Raw genomic sequence first — 21,586 nt, forward strand, 5'->3', positions numbered from 1 at the left:
CGCCCTCAGCGGCTGGTCTGCGTGTGGACGTACTCCACGAGGCGGGTCAGCGCGTCCGGGTCGGTGGTCGGCAGGACGCCGTGGCCGAGGTTGAAGACGTGGCCCTCCAGGCCCGCCGCCGCGTCCAGGACCTCGCGGGTCTTGCTCTCGACCGCCTCCCGCCCGGCGAACAGGACGGCCGGGTCCAGGTTGCCCTGGAGCGCCTTGCCCGGGCCGACGCGGCGGGCCGCCTCGTCCAGCGGGACGCGCCAGTCGACGCCCACGACGTCCGCACCGGCCTCGCCGAGCAGGCCCAGCAGCTCGCCGGTGCCGACGCCGAAGTGGATGCGCGGCACGCCGTACCCGGAGACGGCCTCGAAGACCTTGCGGGAGGCGGGCAGCACCGAACGGCGGTAGTCCGCGGGGGAGAGCGCGCCGACCCAGGAGTCGAAGAGCTGGACGGCGCTCGCGCCCGCCTCGATCTGCACCTTCAGGAAGGCGGCCGTGATGCCGGCGAGCCGGTCCAGGAGGTCGGCCCACAGCTGCGGGTCGCCGTACATGAGGGCCTTGGTGTGCTCGTGGTTGCGGGACGGGCCGCCCTCCACGAGGTAGCTGGCGAGGGTGAACGGCGCGCCCGCGAAGCCGATCAGCGGGGTGGCGCCCAGCTCGCGGGTGAGCAGGCCGAAGGCCTCCGTGACGTAGGCGACGTCCTCGGGGGTGAGGTCGCGCAGCCGCGCCAGGTCCGCGCGGGTGCGGATCGGCTCGGCGATGACGGGGCCGACGCCCGGCTTGATGTCGAGGTCGATGCCGATGGCCTTGAGCGGGACCACGATGTCGCTGAAGTAGACCGCCGCGTCCACCCCGTGCCGGCGCACCGGCTGGAGGGTGATCTCGGCGACCAGCTCCGGCCGCATGCAGGACTCGAGCATCGGGATGCCCTCGCGCACCTTCAGGTACTCCGGCAGTGAGCGCCCGGCCTGCCGCATGAACCACACCGGGGTGTGCGGCACCGGCTCACGCCTGCACGCCTTGAGGAACGCGGAGTCGTACGTGGCGGTCGGCGGCTGGCCCGCGGGGCTCTGGTTGGCACTCACACCGGCAAGTCTCGCATGCCCCCGGAACGGCACCGGACCACGGGTGGGGCGGCTCCCGCGCGCCCCGGCGAGGGCGCGTGATCCGGACATCGCGTCCGCACGCGGGTGTCCCTCCCTGCGCCGGGCCGCCGTTCCGCTTAATGTTCCCCGCATGGCTGCGGCTCAGGGACGACTGTCGGACGGCGCTGGCGGAATGGACGAGGCGAAGGGGACCGAGGAAGAGGCCCGGCACAAGGGGAGTCACAACGCAAGCAACGCAAGCGGCGGGGGCAACGGGAGTACCGTGCCGCCGGCCTTCGCGGCCGCCGTGGAGGCGCTGCGGGCCGTGCGGCTGCGGCCGCAGATCGAGGTGGAGGCGACCCCCGCCCCGAAACGGCTCGCCCCGCACGCCTACGCCCTCGAGGCCGCGGTCGTGGACGGGGACGAGGACCTGGCGGACGGGCGGCTTGTGCTGCTGCACGACCCGGCCGGGCACGACGCCTGGCACGGGACCTTCCGGCTGGTGACGCTGGTGCGGGCGGAGCTGGAACCGGAGATGGCGGCGGATCCGCTGCTGCCGGACGTGTGCTGGTCCTGGCTGACCGGCGCGCTCCAGGCCCGCGGGCTGGCGTACGGGGAGCCCAGCGGCACGGTCACGCGTGCGAGTTCCCACTATTTCGGAGGGCTCTCGGCGCGCCCGTCCGCCTCGCAGATCGAGATCCGGGCGTCCTGGACGCCGCGCGAGGGTCTCGGCGGCGTCCCGGACACCGCGGCGCACCTCTCCTCGTGGTGCGATCTGCTGGCCCAGGTCGCGGGTCTGCCGCCGGCGGCGCCGGGTGACGCCTCGGTCGTGACGCTGCCGCAGCGGCGCGACCCCCAGTCGCGCTGACCCTTCACCAGCCGTCGTTCATCGTTCCGGGCAGGGGGTCCGCACGTCCGGAGGAGGTTCCGTCACTTTGTCGACACGGCCACTTTCGGCCTCGTATCGACAAAGTGCGGAACCGTTCGATCTTCGAATGATCGACAGTGTGTCCGAATTGCTCGGATTGTTACTCACCAGATCGTGATCATTCTCTAAAGGCGGACGCGTTCGGTGCCGAAGACGACTGTGACCTTGAAAGCACGGTTCGTCCCGGCTTAAACCCCATGAGCCGGCCCCGTCCCCGCACCCCAGGAGGCCTGGTGTCCGTTCTCCTCGAGCAGCCTGCAAGCCTGGTCGCCTACCGCCCGAACAAGCCGACCGCCATGGTGGTCGTGGCCGACCCGCGCGTCCGTTCCACCGTCACCCGCCACCTGTGGGCGCTCGGTGTGCGCGACGTGATCGAGGCCTCGTCCGTCGCGGAGGCTCGTCCCCGCATCGGCAACCCCCGCGACATCTGCGTCGCGGACGTCCACCTTCCCGACGGCTCCGGCCTGACCCTCCTCTCGGAGACCCGCGCCGCGGGCTGGCCCAACGGGCTCGCCCTGTCCGCCGCCGACGACATCGGCGCCGTGCGCAACGCCCTCGCCGGCGGCGTCAAGGGCTACGTCGTCACCGGCACCCGTACCAACGTCGGGCTCCCCACCCGGCCGGGCGCCGCCCCCATCGGCGCGGCCGCCGCCCGTCTGCACCGCCGCCCCCCGGGCGCCCCGAGCCACCCGGGCGGCTACCGCGAGCTCTCCGGCCGCGAGGTCGAGGTGCTGCGGCTGGTCGCGGAGGGCCAGTCGAACAAGGCGATCGGCGTCTCGATGGGCCTGTCCGCCCTGACCGTCAAGAGCCACCTGGCCCGCATCGCCCGCAAGCTCGGCACGGGCGACCGCGCCGGGATGGTCGCGGTGGCCCTGCGCACGGGCATCATCCACTGACCGCTCCGATCCCCGATTCCCCGATCTCCGCTCCCCGCTCCCCGCTCCCCCACTCCCGCTCCCCCGACAACGCCCTCGTGAAGCCGGTCTTTCACTGACCTGACTGGTTTACGACCCCCCGGAGCCCGCCGACGGAACGTTCCGTCGGCGGGCTCCGTCGATCCACCGATACCCTTGACAGGTGACCGACGCCCACGAAACCGCAGCAGACCGTCCACTGCGAACCACCGGAGGCGCCCCTCCGGACGACGCCGGATCTTCTGCGAGTCAGGCGCCGATCCCCTTGCTGGAACCACGCGAGGGCATTCCGCCGGTGATCGCCGACGCGGACGCCCTCGCCGAGGTGACCGCCGCCTTCGCCGCCGGGAGCGGCCCCGTCGCCGTCGACGCCGAGCGCGCCTCCGGCTACCGCTACGGCCAGCGCGCGTACCTGGTGCAGCTGCGCCGTGCGGGTGCGGGGTCCGCGCTGATCGATCCGGTGGCCTGTCCCGACCTCTCCGGCCTCGGTGCGGCGATCGCCGACGCGGAGTGGGTGCTGCACGCGGCCACCCAGGACCTGCCGTGCCTGCGGGAAATAGGGATGGTGCCCACCCGCATCTTCGACACCGAGCTGGCCGGGCGGCTCGCCGGCTTCCCGCGCGTCGGGCTCGGCGCGATGGTGGAGAACGTTCTGGGGTTCGTCCTGGAGAAGGGCCACTCCGCCGTCGACTGGTCGACGCGCCCGCTGCCCGAGCCCTGGCTGCGCTACGCCGCGCTCGACGTCGAGCTGCTGGTCGACCTGCGGGACGCCCTGGAGAAGGAGCTGGACCGCCAGGGCAAGCTGGAGTGGGCCCGGCAGGAGTTCGACGCGATCGCCTCTGCCCCGCCGGCCGAGCCGCGCAAGGACCCGTGGCGCCGCACGTCCGGCATGCACAAGGTGCGCAGGCGCCGCCAGCTCGCCGTGGTGCGGGAGCTGTGGCAGGCCCGGGACCGGATCGCGCAGCGCCGGGACGTCTCCCCCGGCAAGGTGCTCGGGGACGCGGCCATCGTCGAGGCCGCCCTCGCGCTGCCGCCCGATGCGCACGCGCTGGCCGCGCTGAACGGGTTCGGCAGGGTGAACCGCCGGCAGCTGGAGCAGTGGCAGCTGTCGGTCGACCGGGCCAGGGCGCTGTCCGAGTCGCAGCTGCCACAGCCCGGCCAGCCGGTGACCGGCCCCCCGCCGCCGCGGGCCTGGGCCGACAAGGACCCGGCCGCCGCGGCCCGGCTGACCGCGGCACGCGCGGCGGTGACGGCGCTGGCCGAGCGGCTGAGCATGCCCCAGGAGAACCTGATCACGCCCGACACGGTGCGCCGGGTCTGCTGGGAGCCGCCCGCGACGGTCGACGCCGAGTCCGTGGGCGCGGCCCTCGCCGGACACGGAGCCCGGCCCTGGCAGGTGGAGCAGGTGACACCGGTACTGGTGGCGGCGCTGAGCCGGGAGGCGGCGTAGCAGGAGCGGCGGATTCCGGCCAAGGTCGCGGGTGCGGCACTTGCTCCGGTGGTGTGACGGACGGTGTGACCTTCGCCGCTCCCGCCGGGGGGACTGGGCAGCTACGTTACTCATAAGTAGCATGGGTCCTGAGCGCGCGCTCAGTGCATGCGTGCCGCAGCAGTGCCATCCCGCACCCTGGAGGAGAGCCATCGTGCCTCGTACCGTCAGGGACGTCGTCTTCGTCGACGGCGTCCGCACCCCGTTCGGCAAGGCGGGCCCGAAGGGCGTCTACCACGAGACCCGCGCCGACGACCTGGTCGTGAAGGCGATCCGGGAGCTGCTGCGCCGCAACCCCGGTCTCGACCCCAAGAAGATCGACGAGGTCGCCGTCGCCGCGACCACGCAGATCGGCGACCAGGGCCTGACCATCGGCCGCACCGCCGGCATTCTGGCGGGCCTGCCCACCTCGGTCCCGGGCTACTCCATCGACCGCATGTGCGCGGGCGCCCTGACCGCCGTCACCTCGGTGGCCGGCTCGGTCGCCTTCGGCGCGTACGACGTCGCGATCGCGGGCGGTGTCGAGCACATGGGCCGCCACCCGATGGGCGAGGGCGTCGACCCGAACCCGCGGTTCGTCAGCGAGAAGCTGGTCGACGAGTCCGCCCTGTTCATGGGCATGACCGCGGAGAACCTGCACGACCGCTACCCGTCGATCACCAAGCAGCGCGCCGACGAGTACGCGGTGCGCTCGCAGGAGAAGGCCGCCAAGGCCTACGCCAACGGCCAGATCCAGGCCGACCTGGTGCCGGTCTCGGTGCGCCGCACCAACGAGGAGGCGGGCGAGACGGGCTGGGGCCTGGTCACGGCCGACGAGCCGATGCGTCCGGGCACCACCCTGGAGAACCTGGCGGGCCTGAAGACGCCGTTCCGCGTGCACGGCCGGGTCACCGCGGGCAACGCGGCCGGTCTGAACGACGGCGCGACCGCCTCCCTCATCGCGAGCGAGGACTTCGCCCGCGAGCACAACCTCCCCGTGAAGATGCGCCTGGTCGCGTACTCCTTCGCGGGCGTCGAGCCGGAGGTCATGGGCTACGGCCCGATCCCGGCCACCGAGAAGGCCCTCGCGCAGGCGGGTCTGTCCATCTCGGACATCGGCCTGTTCGAGATCAACGAGGCCTTCGCCGTCCAGGTCCTCGCGTTCCTGGAGCACTACGGCATCGCCGACGACGACGCGCGCGTCAACCAGTACGGCGGCGCCATCGCCTTCGGCCACCCGCTGGCCTCCTCCGGCGTCCGGCTGATGACGCAGCTGGCCCGTCAGTTCGAGGAGCAGCCGCACGTCCGCTACGGCCTGACCACCATGTGCGTCGGCTTCGGCATGGGCGCGACGGTCATCTGGGAGAACCCGCACTTCGAGGGGGACAAGTGAGCACCACCGCAGAGCTGCTGAAGGGTGCGGCCGAGCTGTTCCCCGGCGAGGTCGTCACCAGCGCCCACGTGCGCCACTTCGACCTGCCCCTGGGAGCGGGCCGCTTCGCCCTCGTCACCCTGGACAACGGCCACGACCACACCAAGCCGACCACGCTCGGCCCGCAGTCGCTGGCGAACATCGACGCCGCGCTCGACCAGGTCGAGAAGGAGGCCGCGGACGGCGACATCGTCGGCGTCGGCGTCACCGGCAAGCCGTTCATCTTCGCGGTCGGCGCCGACCTCAAGGGCGTCGAGCTGCTCAAGCGGCACGAGGACGCGCTGGCCATCGGCAAGGGCGGCCACGACGTCCTCAAGCGCCTGGCGAACCTCGCGGTGCCGTCGTTCGCGTACTACAACGGCGCGGCCATGGGCGGCGGCGTGGAGATCGGCCTGCACTGCACCTACCGCACGGTGTCGGCGGCCCTCCCGGCCTTCTCCCTGCCCGAGGTCTTCCTCGGCCTGGTCCCCGGCTGGGGCGGCTGCACGCTGCTGCCGAACCTGATCGGCGCCGACAAGGCCGTCTCGGTGATCATCGAGAACAGCCTCAACCAGAACAGGCAGCTCAAGGGCAAGCAGGTCCTCGAGCTCGGCATCGCGGACGCGATCTTCGAGGGCGCGGACTTCCTGGAGCAGTCGCTGCTGTGGACGGCGTCCGTCCTCAAGGGCGAGATCACCGTCGAGCGTCCGCTGATCGACCGCGGCGAGGCCTGGGACCAGGCCGTCGCCAAGGGCCGCTTCATCGCCGACGGCAAGGTGCACGGCGCCGCCCCGGCCGCCTACCGCGCCCTGGACATCATCGCCACCGCCAAGAACGGCGACCTCCAGCAGGGCTACGACGCCGAGGACCAGGCCCTCGCCGACCTGATCATGGGCGGCGAGCTGCGCTCCGGCATCTACGCCTTCAACCTGGTCCAGAAGCGCGGCAAGCGCCCGGCGGGTGCGCCGGACAAGTCGCTGGCCCGCCCGGTCACCAAGGTGGGCGTGGTCGGCGCCGGTCTGATGGCCTCGCAGCTGGCGCTGCTCTTCCTGCGCCGCCTGGAGGTCCCGGTCGTCCTCACCGACATCGACCAGGAGCGCGTCGACAAGGGTGTGGGCTACGTCCACGCCGAGATCGACAAGCTGCTCGGCAAGGGCCGTGTCAACCAGGACAAGGCGAACCGCCTCAAGGCCCTGGTGACCGGTGTGCTGGACAAGGCCGAGGGCTTCGCGGACGCGGACTTCGTCATCGAGGCCGTCTTCGAGGAGATGGGCGTCAAGCAGAAGGTCTTCGCCGAGGTCGAGGCGGTGGCCCCCGCGCACGCGATCCTGGCCACGAACACCTCCTCCCTCTCGGTCTCGGAGATGGCGTCGAAGCTGAAGCACCCCGAGCGGGTCGTCGGCTTCCACTTCTTCAACCCGGTCGCGATCCTGCCGCTCCTGGAGATCGTCCGCGGCGAGCAGACCGACGAGGCCGCGCTGGCCACGGCGTTCGGCGTCGCCAAGAAGCTGAAGAAGACCGCGGTCCTGGTCAAGGACGCCCCGGCGTTCGTGGTCAACCGCATCCTGACCCGCTTCATGGGCGAGATCCAGAACGTCATCGACGAGGGCACGCCGGTCGCGGTGGCGGAGAAGGCGGTGGAGCCCCTCGGCCTGCCGATGTCCCCGCTGGTCCTCCTGGAGCTGGTGGGCCCGGCCATCGGCCTGCACGTCTCGGAGACTCTCAACCGGGCCTTCCCGGAGCGCTTCACGGTCTCCCCGAACCTCAAGGCGGTCGTGGAGGCGGGCAAACGCGGCTTCTACGTCTACGACAGCGGCAAGCCGGAGCTGGACCCGGAGGTCGCCGCGCTCCTCAAGCAGGGCGACTCCGTCCTGACCGAGGAGCAGGTCCGCGACCGCGTCCTGGACGCGGTGGCCCAGGAGATCGGCCTGATGCTGGACGAGGGCGTCGTCGCCGAGGCCCAGGACGTCGACCTCTGCCTGATCACCGGCGCCGGCTGGCCCTTCCACCTGGGCGGCATCACGCCGTACCTGGACCGCGAGGGCGTCTCGGAGCGGGTGAACGGGAAGCGGTTCCTGGAGGCGGGGGTGGCGTCGGTACCGGCGTGACCTCCCGGAGCAGGTGAAGCGGGCCCCGCCGGCGGCGGGGCCCGCTTCGGTGTTCGGGGCCGCGCTCAGCAGAGCCAGGGGCCGAGCGGACTGCTCACGGAGGGAGAGAGCTGGCGGCGGACGTGCAGCCGGCCGTCCACGCCGACGACCGCCACCACCAGCGCGCCCTGCGCGTCGTACGCCATGGCCGGGGCGTACGCGAACGCCTCGCCCGACTCGTGCCAGTGCGCGCCGGAGTGGTCCTTGTCCCGGTCGGGCAGGGAGACCACGAGCCGTCCACTGCTGCCGCGGTGTGCGAGGAACGCCTCACGGGCGCCCCGTTCCGGAGCCCACAGCGCCGCGACGGCGCCGGTGCCGCCGTGGCCGCCGACCCCGGCGCCGGAACCGGGCCAGCGGCCGTCGGCGTGCTGCCGGTAGGCCATGACCTGCTGGGTGCCCGCCTCCCGGAAGTACAGGCAGGTGCGCTCGTCGCCCGAGTCCACGGCGGTGATTCCGCCCGTCGCGGGCCGGCCCGTCCGCAGGGTGTCGTCGAGCAGGAAGGAACCGCCGAGCTCGGCCTGGTGCCAGCGCCATACCGAGTTCTTCCCCGGCACGTACAGCTCCACGGTGCCCCGCGAGGTGGTCAGCGTGGTGCCCGCGTCCTGGAGGAGGTTGCCGCCGATGCCGGTCCAGGGAGTCCAGTTGCCGTCGGTGTCCCGGCCGCGGTGGGAGATGCCCTGGTCGAAGTCGCGGACGAAGACGTGCAGCCGGCCGGCCCCGTCGACGGCCGCCGACGGTACGCCGACTTCCCGCTGCCGGCGCCCGTCGGCCTGGGACCAGTCGGGGTTCTCCAGGGAGTGCCAGCCGCTGAACCCGTTGCCGTCGGCATCCTGCACGGTGTGCACGACATCGGCGGTGACCGTGCCGCCCGCGACCACCTGGCGGCGCAGGCCCACCAGTTCCGCGGGACCGCCGGGCAGTCCGGCCACCGCGAGCGTGGAGGCGAGCCAGCCGTCGCCCAGGACGTACGGGCCCTTCCACTCACCGCTCGCCGGGGCGGTCTCGGTCCAGAAGGCGAGCCGGCCGGCCAGCACACCGAAGGCGTTCAGCCGCCCGCCCGGCCCCAGCCGCAGCCAGTCCGTGGTGGGCGAGTAGCGGTAGGCGCAGCTCAGCATGTGTGTGCTGCGGTACGGGTTGGAACCCAGTTGCCGGTCGCCGCAGGTGCGGCAGGTTCCGTGCGCGCAGGTCGCGGGCGCGTCGAGGCCGGCGTACGTCGCGAGGTACTCGGCCTTCTCCGTGACGGCCGACGAGTCGAGGTTGTAGCCCCAGAAGCGGTTGGCGTAGGCGCGGTAGCACTCGACGACCGGGTTGTGCCCCGCCTCGCGGTACCGGGCGAGGGCCGCGAGCGCGAACTCGGCGGTGACCGTGTGGTCGACGTGGTCGGAGCAGACGAAGTCCGTCTTTCCGCCGTCGTGTTCGGGGTCGGGGTCCATCGTCCGCACGGATGTCGGACGGATGTGGGCCAGCAGCGCCGCGAGCCCCGTGATGACCTGTTCGCGGGTGACGTGCTGGACCTCGCCGACCGTGCAGCCGTGCACCGGCAGCGTGGCCTGGGTGTGGATCGTGCCGCCCCACAGCTGGTGCAGCCGGGTGCGCACGCCCCGCGGCCCGGGTGCGCCCATGTGCAGCTGGAGGAAGTACAGGCACACGTCGTCGTGGCCGGTGAGCACGAATCGCTCGGCGGCGAAGCCGGGGACGAGGTCCACGGCCTCCCGTCGCCAGGGGTGGTCGCGGTCACCGGTCACCATCCGGGCGTACGCGGACCGTAGTCCGCAGCCGCGTTCGGTGCTGTACCCGGCGTAGTCCGGCGTCTCCCCGGCGCGGCCCGGGTCGCCGGTGTCGGCGTTGACGCCGTCGCCCTCCCCCGCGGTCACGACCACCGTGGTGACCTGATCGCCGTCCCGCAGGGAACGGATCAGGTCGGGGTTCATGAAGTAGAGGTCGTCGTCCTGGTGCGCGATGATGTGCAGGACGGAACGGGCCGTCGCGGTCACCGGTCCTCCAAAGTGGTCGGTCGTCGTCGGATCATCGGTCCACCACGTTCATGGCCATGGCCCCGGAGGCCGAGCAGTAGGGACGCACCCAGACCGGCCGGGCCGGGTGGATCACCGCAAGGTCCGAGATCCCGTCCCCGGTCAGCGGGAGGGACGGGTAGGCGTAGGCGCCCTTGACGTCCGGGAAGTCCTCCAGCAGGTGGCACACCCGCACCTTGCGCCGGTCGTGCGGGTCGGGCTGCAGCCACCAGTCCCAGTCCTCCCAGCGTTCCAGGCGGTGGTCGACGACGCGTCGCACCGGCACGTGCGCCCGGAACGCGTGGCGGCCCAGGACCTCCACGGGAACGGTGAAGTTCTTTCCGTGCGGACCGCGGCGGCTCACGACGAACAACGCGCCCGGTTCGATCCGGCGGCCGCCGCACAGGACGCCCCGCAGCGTGATGGCGCCGTCCCCCAGCTCGACGGTCGCGCACTCGACGTGTTCCTCGCGCAGCACCGTGCGCAGCATGAGCCGGCCGTTGGGCTGGGCGTAGGGCAGGTTCCAGGTGACCGGACCGGTCGGCGGACGGCCCACCAGATCGGCCCGGGCGTCGATCAGTGCCCGCGTGTCCCGGATGCCCGCCTTCATGTGCACGGTCTTCGACCTGGCCGAACGCATCGTCACCTGCCAGCGGCCGTCGCCGAGTTCGTCCAGGGCCGAGGGGCCCAGCGCCGCCGTGTACCGGGTGCCTCCGTTGTCGAGGTTCGTCCGCGAGGTGCGTACGGGTACATCGGGGCGCCGGTTGCCGTCGGACGGCTGGTGGCGCAGGACGAACTGCCAGCGGTGACGGCCGTCACCGGGGCCCTCGGTGCTGAAGCGCAGCCACCCCGCGCCGTCCGCGACGACGTCCACGGTCGCCGCGCCGATGCCCACCGGGGGGACGGTGGCCGGGGCCCCCGTCCGCCGGGACCCGGCCGGTGCGCGGTATCCGCGGACGGCGGCGGCACGGCGGCGGGCGGCGTCCTCGAAGAGCCGCACGTAGCGGTCCGCGACGGCGGCCGGATCGTAGCGGGCGGCGTTGCGCAGGGCCGCCTCGCCCATGTCGCGTCGCAGGACCTCGTCGGCCATCAGGCGCCGCAGCCCCCAGGCGATGCCCGACACCTGCCCGTTGGGCACCAGGAAGCCGTCCTCGCCGTCGCTGAGGATCTCCCGGGGCCCGACCGGGCAGTCGGTGGAGACCACGGGCAGTCCGCAGCGCATCGCCTCCACCAGGGTCATGCCGAAGGACTCCGCGCTGGAGGTGACGGCCGCGATGGACCCCTTCGCCCACTCGGAGTCGATCGGCGAGAACCCGCCCATGAGCAACGCCCGGCCGGACAGGCCGAGTTCGGTGACGAGCGTGCGCAGCTTTCCGGCCTCCCCGCCGTCGCCGTAAATGCGCAGCTGCCAGTCGGGGAACTCGTCGGCGAGGCTGCCGAAGGCGCGGATCAACAGGTCGTAGCGCTTGACGTGGTGCATGCGGCCCGCGCTCACCACGATCTTGCGGGTGCAGTCGGAGGGCTGCACGGACGGCCGGGGCACGCTGTTGGGGATGCCGACCACGGTGATGCCGGGGATCGGCGTGTTCTCCATGAAGGACCCGGCATCGGCCTCGGTGACCGTCGTGATCGCGTCCAGCCGCGGGTACACCCGGGCCATCTCGGCACGCACCGCCGGCGGGATGGCGAGATGCGTCATGTGCTCCTGGGCGACGCGCAGCGCGCCCTCCCTGGTGTGGGCGGCGACGAAGAGGTTGAGACTGGGCCGGGTGCCGACCACCACGTCGGCGTCGGTCCGGCGCAGGTCCCGGATGATGCGCTCGTCGGTGAACCGGCTGTACTGCGCGAAGAACTCCTCCTGCCGCGGCACCACTGCGCTCGGCTCGTCGCTGCCGGCGGCACCCCGGTCGGACGAGCCGGGACGCAGGTCGACGAGGGCCCGGACGGTGATGCGCGGGGAGATCTCGAACTTGGTCGCGTTGGCACGCCGGAAGACCGAGACGATCTCCACGTCGTGCTGGACGGAGAGGGCCTCGGCGAGGTTGATGACGGTCCTGTTGGTGCCGCCGATGCCGTAGATGTTGTTGATCAGGAAGGAGATCTTCACCGGGCCGCGCGCTCCTTGCGCTCGAAGGGACTGGGCACCGGGTAGTAGGCGCTGAGGAAGGTGGCGAGCATCTCCGTCTGGCGATCGACGTCGTGGCCGTCGGAGAGCGTGTCGTTGATGCAGAACGCCTGCCGGTCGCGGCGGGCGAGCAGGATGCCCAGCCTCCGTGCGACCTCGGGCCGGGCCAGGTCCAGGTAGGCGAACCGGATGTCGGACGGCACGGCACGGCCGGTGAAGTAGGCGTAGTAGTGGTACAGCGACGACGGGATGGAGATGTCGGTCGGGCTGCGGAACCGGCTGTGGGAGGTCTCCCAGTGCGCTTCGGGGTACTCGCGTTCTATCTCCTCCAGCACACTCCGCCGCAGGGCGTAGGGCGCGTGCCGGAGTTTCTGGACGATGACCGAGCCGAAGTTCTCCAGGAGAAGCCGCCGGTTGTTCTTGCCGGCCGCGTCGACCGGACGGTCCGCGGGGCTGGGGTCCGGGCGGGGCACCTGGGACGGCGAGAAGAAGGTCCGGGTCATGCCGTTGGACAGGAAGAAGTCCTGCGGAGTGACGGGGCGGCCCAGGAACATGTCGTCGTTGAGGTAGAGGAAGTGCTCGGACAGCCCCTTGATGTGGTGCAGCCGGCTCTCGATGGCGTGCGAGTTGAAGGTGGGCAGGGCGGCCGGATCGGCGAAGATCTCGGAGTGGTCGACGACGGTCAGGCGCGGGTGGCTGTCGTTGAGCCATGCCGGACGCTGCCCGTCCGTCACCAGGTGGACGTGTCTGACCCAGGGGGCGTTCTGCTCCAGGGCCCGCAGGGAGTAGCGCAGCTCGTCGCGGCTGATGTAGCGGGCCGCGTTCGCCGACTCGGCGTGGTATCCGCCGTCGTAGGCACTGCGGCGTCGCCGCCAGGCGGGGTCGTTGCCGTCGACCCACGTGTAGACGACGTCGATCGGGAAGCGCACGTCCTCGGGCAGCGCGTCGGCGCATGCCGCTACGGTGCGCACCGAGCGGGTGCGCCGGGTGTGCAGCGCGGCGAAGCCGGTGAGCCGGCTGACCGGCACGGTGACCCGGGGCTCGCGCGGTGACACGTCCTGCGTGACGCGGTTGGGGCGGGGCGCCACGAGGCGTCCGGCCTCGGGCTTCCAGAACTCGATGTCGCAGCTGTGCTCGAGACCGAGCACCAGGGAGCCGGTGGGATCGCTCCAGACCATGCCGGTCCGAAGGACCGCGGCATGGCGGGCCTGCTGCCTGCCGGCCCGGGAGCCCGCCAGTGCCGGACGGGCCTGTGGCGTCTCGCCCCGGCATGCGCGCAGATAGACGGGGCCGTGACCGGCACAGCGTTCGAGCGCTCTGCCCACCTGCTCACGGTCGGACTCCGCGACGGCGAGGACGGAGCGGAAGTCGGAGGTCCCGCGGACGGCGAAGTAGTCGACGCCCGCCTCCTCCAACGCGGTCACGACCAGTTCGAGGTTGGCCTCGCGCAGGCCGAGCGGCGAGACGGTGGGCCGGACCAGGGCGATCCGGTCGCCGTGTCCGGCGAGTGCGGCGAGCCGCTCCCCCTCGCGGAAGAGGTGCGGCCAGCGGCGGCGGGCCCGGAAGCCGCGGAACAGCCGGGAGGCGAGGGAGAGGACGTGCAGCCGGCGGAGCAGGTGCTTGAGCACCGTACGCAGACCTGCCGGGACACGGCGTGCGACACGGCGTCTGAGGCCCGCCGGGACCAGGCTGCGGTATGCGCCGACCGCGGCGGAGGCCTCGGGATTGCCTGTGCTCACGAATGTCTGTCCGGCTCTGTGTCGGTCTGCGGGCGGTCGCACTCGAAGACGCTGGGGACGGGGTAGTACTGGTGCAGGAAGCGCACGACGGCGTTGGTCCCTCCGCCGGAACCCGCCTCCCCGGTGCCGAGACCGAAGAACTGGAGCTGTTGCACGTCACGCCGGACGAGCAGCCGTTGCAGGTGGGTGCCGATCCCGGGCAGTGCCGCGTGCAGCGCCACCGACGCCTCCCCCGAGGGATCGGCGTGCCCGGCGACGTATCCGAAGTGGTGGGCCATCCCGTCCATGGGGTGGGTGCCGGGCACGCCGGACAGCACCTGCTCGTCCGGTACGGGCAGGGACCGCGCCCCCGCCTCCCCGAGCCGGGTGAGGGTGTCGGCCCGGTACGGCTGGGGCCCGGCCGCGTAGCCGTGTCCGGTGGCCCGGCCCGTGACGGAGTAGGCGGCGCGGACCCACTCCGCGAAGGACTCCGACGCGTTCCAGGGGCCGCGCCGGGGGCGGGTTCCGCCGCCGGGCGTGAAGTAGTCGAAGGGACGCACCGGTCGGCCGAGCAGGGCACCGGGCCGCATGAGCAGGAAGTGTTCGGCGAGGTCGGGCAGCTGGTCGAGTCGCCACTCGGCCCCGGGCACGGCGCGGACGACGCTGATCCGTTCGTCCGCCTCCAGCCAGGCCGGCGGCTCCGCCTGGGCGACGACGTGCACGACGTCGATCCACGGCGCGTACTGGTGCACCGAGCGCAGGGCCGCGCGCAGCAGTTCCTCCCCCCACGGCGTGGGGTGCTGCCACAGCAGCACCGCGTCCACGGGGAAGGAGATCTCCTCGAGCCGTACGACGTCGAAGTTCTCCAGGGTGACCGTCGGCCCCAGGTCGCCGTCGATGTCGCAGTAGCCGGACAGCCGGTCGAGACCGATCTCGATGCCGAGTGCTTCGGCGGGCACGGCGCGCTGCACCCGGTTGGGGCGGGGGCCGATGAGCCGTTCGTGGGGCAGGTCGGTGTTGGCGGTCCAGAACTCGATCTCGATGCCCTGGTCCTCGCCCACCCACAGGCCTTCCGTGGGATCGGTGCGGAGCCAGGTGAGGCGGATCACCCGGGCCCGGCCGTAGTGCTTCCACGCCTTGATGTGGCTGCCGGGTGTCTCGCGGGTGTCGGCGGCGGACGGGGACACGGAGACGACGTAGCCGGTGTGCTCCTCCAGCAGGGCGCGCAGCACCCGGCGCACGGTGCCCTTGTCCCGCACCTCCACGGCGAGGCACAGCCGGCGGTCGTCGAGGGCGGGCACCGCGAACCAGGGCACCTCGGCGGCGTCCAGCGCGTGGGTGACCAGGTCGTGGTCGAGCCGGCGGGCGAGGTCGACGGTGAGCCCGGTGTGCACGTGCGCGATCCTGCCGTCCGGTGCGGTCGTACGGCGCTCGGACTGTCCGAGGCCGGCGCGTCGGACGCGTCGCAGGGCCCTGCGGTGCAGGCGCGCCTCACGGCGGCTCAGGGTCCGCGCGAGGCCGCCCTTCACCTTGCGCCGCACGCCCGCGGGCACGGTGGTCGCGGCGGCGGAGCGGACGGGCTGGGGGACGAACCTTCGGTAGACGTGCACCGCGGAACTCATCGACGTCGGATTGGCCACGTCATGAACTCCGTCTCATCGTTCGTAGGGACTTGGGGTGGGGAAGTACGAGGTGAAGAAGTCGTCCAGCAGTTCCTGCTGGGCCTCCGTGTCCTCGGGGGTGGAGAAGGCGTCGTTGAGACAGAACGAGTCCTGGTCCCGGCCGTCGAGCAGCCGTTGGAGTCGGTCCGCCAGGTCGGGCACGGCCAGCTGGATGTAGGTGAAGGGCATCGATCCCGGCTGCGCCCGGCCGGTCAGCGCCGCGTAGTACAGCGCGAACGACGAGGTGGGCGACAGGTCCGTCATGGCCCGGAACCTGCTGGCCGAGGTGCGCGCCCACGCCTCGGGGAACTCCAGTTCGGCCTCCGCCATCGCCGAACGCCGCAAGGCGTAGGGGATGTGCTCCATGGGCTGGGTGATGACCTTGCCGAAACGTTCGTGCAGTAGCGCTCTGTTGTTCTTGCACGCCGCGTCCACCGGACTGTCGGTCTCGGCGACCGCTCCCTGCGGGATGCGATTGCGCGAGGGGAAGTAGCGCGCCGTCCCGTTCGGGGTGAAGAAGGAGTGCGGGGCGACCGGCCGCCCCATGAACATGTCATCGTTGAAGTAGAGGAAGTGCTCGGCCAGCCCCTCGATGTGATGGAGCTGGCTCTCGATCGAGTGCGAGTTGAACGTGGGGAGGTCCTCCGGGTTGCGGAAGATCTCCCGGTGGGTGGCGATGCGGGCCCCGGGCAGGTCCTCGCGCATCCAGGCGGGAACCTGGTCGTCGGTGACGACGTAGATGTTCCGGATCCACGGTGCGAACAGGTGGAGGGAGCGTATCGAGTAACGCAGTTCGTCCCGGCTGATGAACCTGGCGTCGCTCGCCGACTCGGCGTGGTAGACCTCGCCCTTGGCCTGCGCCTTGCGCTGCTTCCAGGCCGGGTCGTTGCCGTCGACCCACGTGTAGACGGCGTCGACGGGGAACGCGATGTCGTCGGCGCAGTTCACCAGGAACTCGGGCCGGGTCGGCAGCGCCGGTGCGAGGTGCCCCGGTGTCCAGTCCGACACGAAGCGGCTGAACAACCGGGCCGCGCCCATGACGTTCGGACCGCCGACGGCCACCGCCCAGGTGGCGCGGTTGGCCCGCGGCGCGACGAGGCAGGTGCCCTGCCGCCGCCAGAACTCCAGGGCGCAGCCGTACTCGTGGCCGAGCAGCAGGTGCCGGCCCGGGTCGGTGCGGTACCAGCTGACCTGCAGGATCCGCGCGCCGACGACCTCGCGCCAGGCGCGGGGGTCACGCGAGGAGACCGGCTTGGCGGGCCGGGGCGCGTCCGGGTCCACGACGCTCAGGTGTCCCGGGTACTGGCCGAGCCCGCGGAACACCGCCTGGAGCGCACGCTCACGGTCCTCTTCGGCGACGCCCACGACCGTGCCGTGGTCGACCGTGCCGCGTACGGCGAAGTGGCCGACGCCGGCCGCGTCGAGCAGGCCGACGAGTGCCGAGCGGTTGGCCTCGCGCGCGGCCAGCGGAGTCAGCCCCGGCTCGACGTAGACGTCGCCGTGCTCGTCCGTGAGCGTCGCCGGCGCGTCCACGGCGGAGGGCCGTGGGCCCGCGGTGCCCTTCCGGGCCACAACGGCCGTGGCGGTCTGATGCGCGGTGAAGTCAGAAACGGTCGTCATGCCACTGAACCCCATAGGACGACGCACGCAGCGGCACAGCCACCCTCCCTCTCCTCACTCGGGACACGCCGGAGTGAGTACCAGTGACCGTGAGCCCTCGTGCCCCCCGGCTCGAATCACGACCACGCCAGGCACCGACCGACCGGTCAGTGCCGTCCACACCGAAACTTTAACGTTCACAGGACCGACACATCTTCACCAAGGTCCCGATTGCTGTCAACAGCAGTCACTTATGACGGAAAATACACTGCTCTCTGACATGCCCTTGAACATCGGACATCGGGCAGATGTCCAGTGCCGCCAACCGGCCCGTCCGACAGTCGGTCTATAGTTCGGAAACGCTTCGGCGACCGTCGCCGCGGCGGGGCCCGGCCTCTCCCCCCACTCGTGGCCTGCACGCACGTCCGGACCAGCGAGCCGGTGACAAGAGAGGACCGAGGTCGATGACGCACGCCCCGACGGAGACGAGCCCCCGCCGGTCCAGGCGCGCGCCCAGCCGCCGCCGGCCCGCCCGGCCACCGGGACGGCGCCGGGTCTGGCGCTGGGTCGGCCTGAGCCTCGTCCTGTTGCTCCTGGTCGTGGGGGGTGTCGGGTACTGGCTGTACAGCGACCTCAACGGCAACATCAAGGGCGTCGACATCAACGAGGCGATAGGCGACGACCGCCCGGAGAAGCTGCCCACCTCGGGCCAGAACATCCTGGTGCTCGGGTCCGACTCACGCTCCGGGGACAACGCCGGACTCGGCACCGGCAAGGTCGCCGGGGCGCGCTCGGACACCGCGATGGTGATGCACATACCCGAGGGCCGCACCGAGGCCGTGGCCGTGAGCATCCCGCGGGACACTCTGGTCACCCGTCCCGAGTGCAGGAAGCAGGACGGCACCGAGGCCGCCGCCGCGAAGCGCGTGATGTTCAACTCCATCTACTCGCAGGTCGGTCCGGCCTGCGTGGTCAAGACGGTGGAGCAGATGTCGGGCATCCGCATGGACCACTACGTGGAGATCGACTTCGCCGGCTTCAAGGACCTGGTCGACGCCATCGGGGGCGTCACGGTCACCGTCGACCAGGACATCCACGACCCGTCCAGCGGCCTCGACCTGACCGCGGGCACGCACAAGCTGAACGGCACCGACTCCCTCGCCTTCGTGCGTACCCGGCACGGCGTCGGTGACGGCAGCGACCTCGGCCGCATCGGCCTTCAGCAGCAGTTCATGCTGGCTCTGCTGAGCGAGATCAAGCGCCAGGACCTCCTCGGCAGCCCCACCAAGACCTTCAAGATCGCCGACCAGCTCACGGCGGCCCTGACCACCGACTCGGACCTGGCCTCCCTGACCAAGCTCGCCGAGTTCGGCCGCAGCCTCAACGGCGTCGATCCGGCCGCGATGGAGACCATCATGCTGCCGGTCGCCTACGACACCCAGGACCGCAACCGGGTGGTGGCGGCCCAGCCGCAGGCGGAGCAGTTGTGGGAGGCGCTCCGCAAGGACGCGGACATCCCGGAGTCGGCCAAGAAGTCTCCCGCCACGGGCGGCGGCTCCGCCTGACCCGTGGGCAAGGTGTCCGGTGCGCTGTCCGGTGCGCTCCGGCAGGGTGACGAAACGATACGTCACCCTGCCGGGCCGCAGACGGCGGCACGCGCCTCAGACACGTACCGGTGGATCGAGCGCCAGCCCCGGGCCGGCGCCCTGCCGCGCGACGCGCAGCGCGCCGTCGGGGCCGATCAGCGCGAGGACGATCCGGCCGTGTCCGTCCAGGGCCAGCGCGGGCGCCCCCGCACTCGGCCCGCCGGCCGGCGACCACCACACGCCCGCGCCTTCGTTCTCCGTACCGCACGCGGCCACCATGACCTCGCCGTCGAGCCCGCGGTGGGCGAGCACCGTGCAGTCGTAGCCGTCCAGCACCGCTCGCAGCACCGCGATCCGGTCCCCGGTGGACGCCCCGCCGAGGGGGATCACCCAGCCGCCGAGGCGGTGGGCGACGATCTGCCCGGTGTCCCCGTCGGCCCAGTAGAAGGTCGACCGGTCCGGCGCGGTCTCCAGCAACGAGGCCGTGCCGGGCGTGATGCGCAGGGGGATGTTCGGCTCCCGCCCGAAGTCCCCGTCGGCCTCGGACTGCCACCACCGCATCGCGTGTTGCGAGCTGTCCGCGAGCACCTCGATCCGCCCGGAGGAGTGGACCGTCGTGGCGAACCCGTCCCGCACCCCGCTGCCCTTGAGGTCCAGCCAGCGGTCCCATCGGCCGCTGGGCCCCTCCCGACGGAGCATCAGCCCGCCCCCGGCATTGCGCACGATGACATGGACTCGCCCAGTCGAGCTCACCGCGGCCACCGGAGCGCCGAGGCGGGCGGCCTTCTCCTGCTGCGGGTGCGGATTTCCCAACGACCGCCACTCGGTGACCGGGCGGGCGGTCTGGTACTGAATGGCGTGGACGACGTCGACGGTGGGCGGCGCCCCGTCACCCCCGCGGGCACGCCGGCCCAGGAAGTGGACGTAGGTGTCCGCGCCCTGCGTCACCGAAAGGTCCGTCAGGTCCGGCACCGGGATGAGATCCGGCTCCGACCAGTGCGGGCCGCCGGGCCTGGTCTCCGTCCAGCGCAGCAGGCCGGCACGGGAGCGGGCGTAGGCGGTCAGCCTGCCGTCCTTGCCCAGGACGAGCCACCGGCCGTCGAGACAGCCCTCGGCGACCTGCTGCTCTCTCCCCGCTTCGACGACCTGGCCGGCCGCTCTGCCTCGGGCGGCGCCGCGCCCGGATCCGGTCCGCATGACGTGACCTGCCCCTCCCGCCGCCGAACGCGGCTGACCTGCCCTCCTCCCGAGGATCCGTCCTGCGCGGAGGCTGAGCGCGCACCATCATAGATCGAACGTTCGACGAACATGATGTGACGACCTCGTGCGCGACTCCGCCCGCCCGCGCGGCTGCTCCCGGGAGGCGGCCGGGGGCTCGGGTCAGACCGCCTGCCACGCCCCCAGCGCCAGCCCCGCCTCGTCCTTCCGCCGGGTCAGCAGCAGCTGTCCGGTCGACGGGGACAGGGTCGCCGCCACCAGCCGGCCGTCGGCGTCCAGGGCCAGGGCCACGGTCGCGTCGGCCGGCAGCGCGGGGCCCGACTCGGTCCAGGCCGCACCGGCCTCCTCCGCCTCCGAGGGGTACGCGGCGAAGGCGACGCGGCCGCTGCCCGCCGCACGCTGGGCGAGCAGCGTGCAGTCGTAGCCGTCTATGACGGTGCCGACGGCGGACACGGGGCCGGGGCCGGCTGCGGGCACCAGGGGGGCCGGCTTCCCGCCGGGGCGCCAGGCGCACAGCTCACCGGTGTCGTCGTCGGTGAAGAAGACCGTGGTGCGCTCCGCGGAGGTCGCCAGGGCGCGCAGGCTGCCTGGGCGGACCGCGGCCTGGAGGCGCTCCCCCAGCTCCATGCGGGTGCCCGCCGCCTCCTGCCTCCAGTGCAGGATCCCGCTCTCCACGGGCGCGTACAGCTCGACCAGGCCGGTCCGGGTCGTCACCGCCACGGGCGACTCCTGGACGCGGCTGCCCTTCAGGTCCCGCCACGGCGCCCAGCCGCCCTTCTCCCGCTGGGCCACCATGCTCATGCCGCCGCCGCCGTTGCGGACGAAGACGTGGGCGCGTCCCTGCGCGTCGACCGCGACGGTGGGAGGCCCGGTGCGGGCGCCCTGCTTGTTGGGGTGGCCGGCCGGCTGCCAGTCCAGGGGCGCGAGCAGCGGCCGGTAGTGCGTGGTGTGCACGAGGCCGGCGCGGTCGGCACCGATGGGCTGCCAGGCGGCCAGGTGGGCGTAACCGTCCGCGCCCTGCCCGACCGCGAGGGCGCCCGGACGCAGTTCCTGGTCGCCGCCGGCCCGGCGCGGGGGCTCCCAGCCTCCGCCGGGTGTGCTCTCGGCACGCCACAGGGCGGCGTCGTCCGTCTGGAAGTACACGCTGAGGCGGCCGTCGCGGCCGAGGAGAAGCCAGTCGCCGTTCACCGGTTCACTCTAAGCGGGAGCACCGGTTCCGTGGCGAGCGGGTACGGCCGTCGACCGCCAGGCGAGGCAGCGCGGGGCGGGAGGAGGACGGGGGGGGAGGACGGGGAGGGGCGTGCGACCCTGGCGGCATGGAAGACAACACGCCCCTGCTCGTGGTCGTCGACGCCGCGAACGTCGTCGGCTCGGTGCCCGACGGCTGGTGGCGGGACCGGCGCGGGGCCGCCGAGCGGCTGCGGGACCGGCTGGCGGCGGACGGGGTGCCGGGGCGGGCCGGGCCGGTGGACATCGTGCTCGTCGTCGAGGGCGCGGCCCGCGGGGTGGAGTCCGTGCCCGGCGTACGGGTCGAGTCGGCGCCCGGCAGCGGGGACGACCACATGGTCGGCCTGGTCGCGCGGGCGGCGGACGACCGCCCCGTGCTGGTCGTGACGGCCGACCGCGAACTGCGCCGCCGGGTGACCGGGCTGGGCGCGGAGGTGGCGGGGCCCCGGACGGTGCGGCCCGTGTGACACCCGGTGGGGCCGGTGGGGCTGTGTGCCGG

Annotated in this window: 15 protein-coding genes; 7 read left to right on the forward strand and 8 right to left on the reverse strand. The window is 72.5% G+C overall.

From position 1 onward, the window contains the following. Positions 1–5 precede the first annotated feature (5 nt). Positions 6–1,073 carry a uroporphyrinogen decarboxylase gene (hemE, locus tag R2E43_RS08195; protein ID WP_193485456.1) on the reverse strand — a complete coding sequence of 356 codons (1,068 nt, stop codon included), beginning with the start codon at positions 1,071–1,073 and terminating at the stop codon, positions 6–8. 151 nt (positions 1,074–1,224) lie between these two features. On the opposite strand from hemE, the gene R2E43_RS08200 reads away from it, so the two are divergent. The 5 genes from R2E43_RS08200 (at position 1,225) to R2E43_RS08220 (ending at position 7,902) form a co-directional block, all read left to right on the forward strand. Beyond that, positions 1,225–1,941, forward strand: coding sequence for a DUF3000 domain-containing protein (locus tag R2E43_RS08200; protein ID WP_011030605.1), 717 nt, complete (start codon positions 1,225–1,227; stop codon positions 1,939–1,941). A gap of 293 nt (positions 1,942–2,234) precedes the next feature. Next, positions 2,235–2,897 carry a response regulator transcription factor gene (locus tag R2E43_RS08205; RefSeq protein ID WP_003972894.1) on the forward strand — a complete coding sequence of 221 codons (663 nt, stop codon included), beginning with the start codon at positions 2,235–2,237 and terminating at the stop codon, positions 2,895–2,897. 181 nt (positions 2,898–3,078) lie between these two features. Then, entirely contained in the window at positions 3,079–4,365 is a 1,287-nt protein-coding gene (locus R2E43_RS08210; protein ID WP_168715225.1) for a ribonuclease D, read from the forward strand. Between the two features lie 193 nt (positions 4,366–4,558). Then, entirely contained in the window at positions 4,559–5,776 is a 1,218-nt protein-coding gene (locus R2E43_RS08215; protein WP_011030603.1) for an acetyl-CoA C-acyltransferase, read from the forward strand. Continuing rightward, the gene (locus R2E43_RS08220) at positions 5,773–7,902 is read left to right on the forward strand and encodes a 3-hydroxyacyl-CoA dehydrogenase NAD-binding domain-containing protein (RefSeq protein WP_030864166.1); all 2,130 of its coding nucleotides are present in this window, start codon (positions 5,773–5,775) and stop codon (positions 7,900–7,902) included. The genes R2E43_RS08215 and R2E43_RS08220 overlap by 4 nt, the downstream gene beginning before the upstream one ends. A 65-nt stretch (positions 7,903–7,967) precedes the next feature. Here the strand turns inward: R2E43_RS08220 and R2E43_RS08225 are convergent, their stop codons facing one another. From R2E43_RS08225 to R2E43_RS08245, 5 genes are read right to left on the reverse strand one after another with little or no spacing between them, the layout of a single operon-like run. Beyond that, a complete protein-coding gene (locus tag R2E43_RS08225; RefSeq protein ID WP_332056065.1) occupies positions 7,968–9,935 on the reverse strand; it encodes a PIG-L family deacetylase in 1,968 nt (655 codons plus the stop codon). A gap of 31 nt (positions 9,936–9,966) precedes the next feature. Beyond that, complete coding sequence (locus R2E43_RS08230) at positions 9,967–12,060, reverse strand: glycosyltransferase family 4 protein (RefSeq protein WP_003972899.1); 2,094 nt, start codon at positions 12,058–12,060, stop codon at positions 9,967–9,969. Then, a complete protein-coding gene (locus R2E43_RS08235) occupies positions 12,057–13,817 on the reverse strand; it encodes a stealth family protein (protein WP_011030600.1) in 1,761 nt (586 codons plus the stop codon). The genes R2E43_RS08230 and R2E43_RS08235 overlap by 4 nt, the downstream gene beginning before the upstream one ends. Then, the gene (locus tag R2E43_RS08240; RefSeq protein WP_003972901.1) at positions 13,814–15,436 is read right to left on the reverse strand and encodes an exopolysaccharide phosphotransferase; all 1,623 of its coding nucleotides are present in this window, start codon (positions 15,434–15,436) and stop codon (positions 13,814–13,816) included. The genes R2E43_RS08235 and R2E43_RS08240 overlap by 4 nt, the downstream gene beginning before the upstream one ends. Before the next feature lie 15 nt (positions 15,437–15,451). Next, entirely contained in the window at positions 15,452–17,077 is a 1,626-nt protein-coding gene (locus R2E43_RS08245) for a stealth family protein (RefSeq protein WP_011030599.1), read from the reverse strand. Between the two features lie 443 nt (positions 17,078–17,520). Between R2E43_RS08245 and R2E43_RS08250 the strand changes: the two genes are divergently transcribed. Then, positions 17,521–18,621: an LCP family protein gene (locus R2E43_RS08250; RefSeq protein ID WP_030864157.1), complete on the forward strand. Its 1,101-nt coding sequence runs from the start codon at positions 17,521–17,523 to the stop codon at positions 18,619–18,621. 96 nt (positions 18,622–18,717) lie between these two features. Here the strand turns inward: R2E43_RS08250 and R2E43_RS08255 are convergent, their stop codons facing one another. Both R2E43_RS08255 and R2E43_RS08260 read right to left on the reverse strand, forming a co-directional pair. After that, entirely contained in the window at positions 18,718–19,839 is a 1,122-nt protein-coding gene (locus tag R2E43_RS08255) for a hypothetical protein (RefSeq protein WP_093457206.1), read from the reverse strand. A gap of 183 nt (positions 19,840–20,022) precedes the next feature. Continuing rightward, on the reverse strand, positions 20,023–21,048 hold the full coding sequence (locus tag R2E43_RS08260; RefSeq protein WP_093457205.1) for a hypothetical protein: 1,026 nt from the start codon (positions 21,046–21,048) through the stop codon (positions 20,023–20,025). 128 nt (positions 21,049–21,176) lie between these two features. Between R2E43_RS08260 and R2E43_RS08265 the strand changes: the two genes are divergently transcribed. Further along, a complete protein-coding gene (locus R2E43_RS08265) occupies positions 21,177–21,554 on the forward strand; it encodes a PIN domain-containing protein (RefSeq protein ID WP_003972906.1) in 378 nt (125 codons plus the stop codon). Positions 21,555–21,586 lie beyond the last annotated feature (32 nt).

It is taken from the genome of Streptomyces violaceoruber (assembly GCF_033406955.1).
GTDB lineage: Bacteria > Actinomycetota > Actinomycetes > Streptomycetales > Streptomycetaceae > Streptomyces > Streptomyces violaceoruber.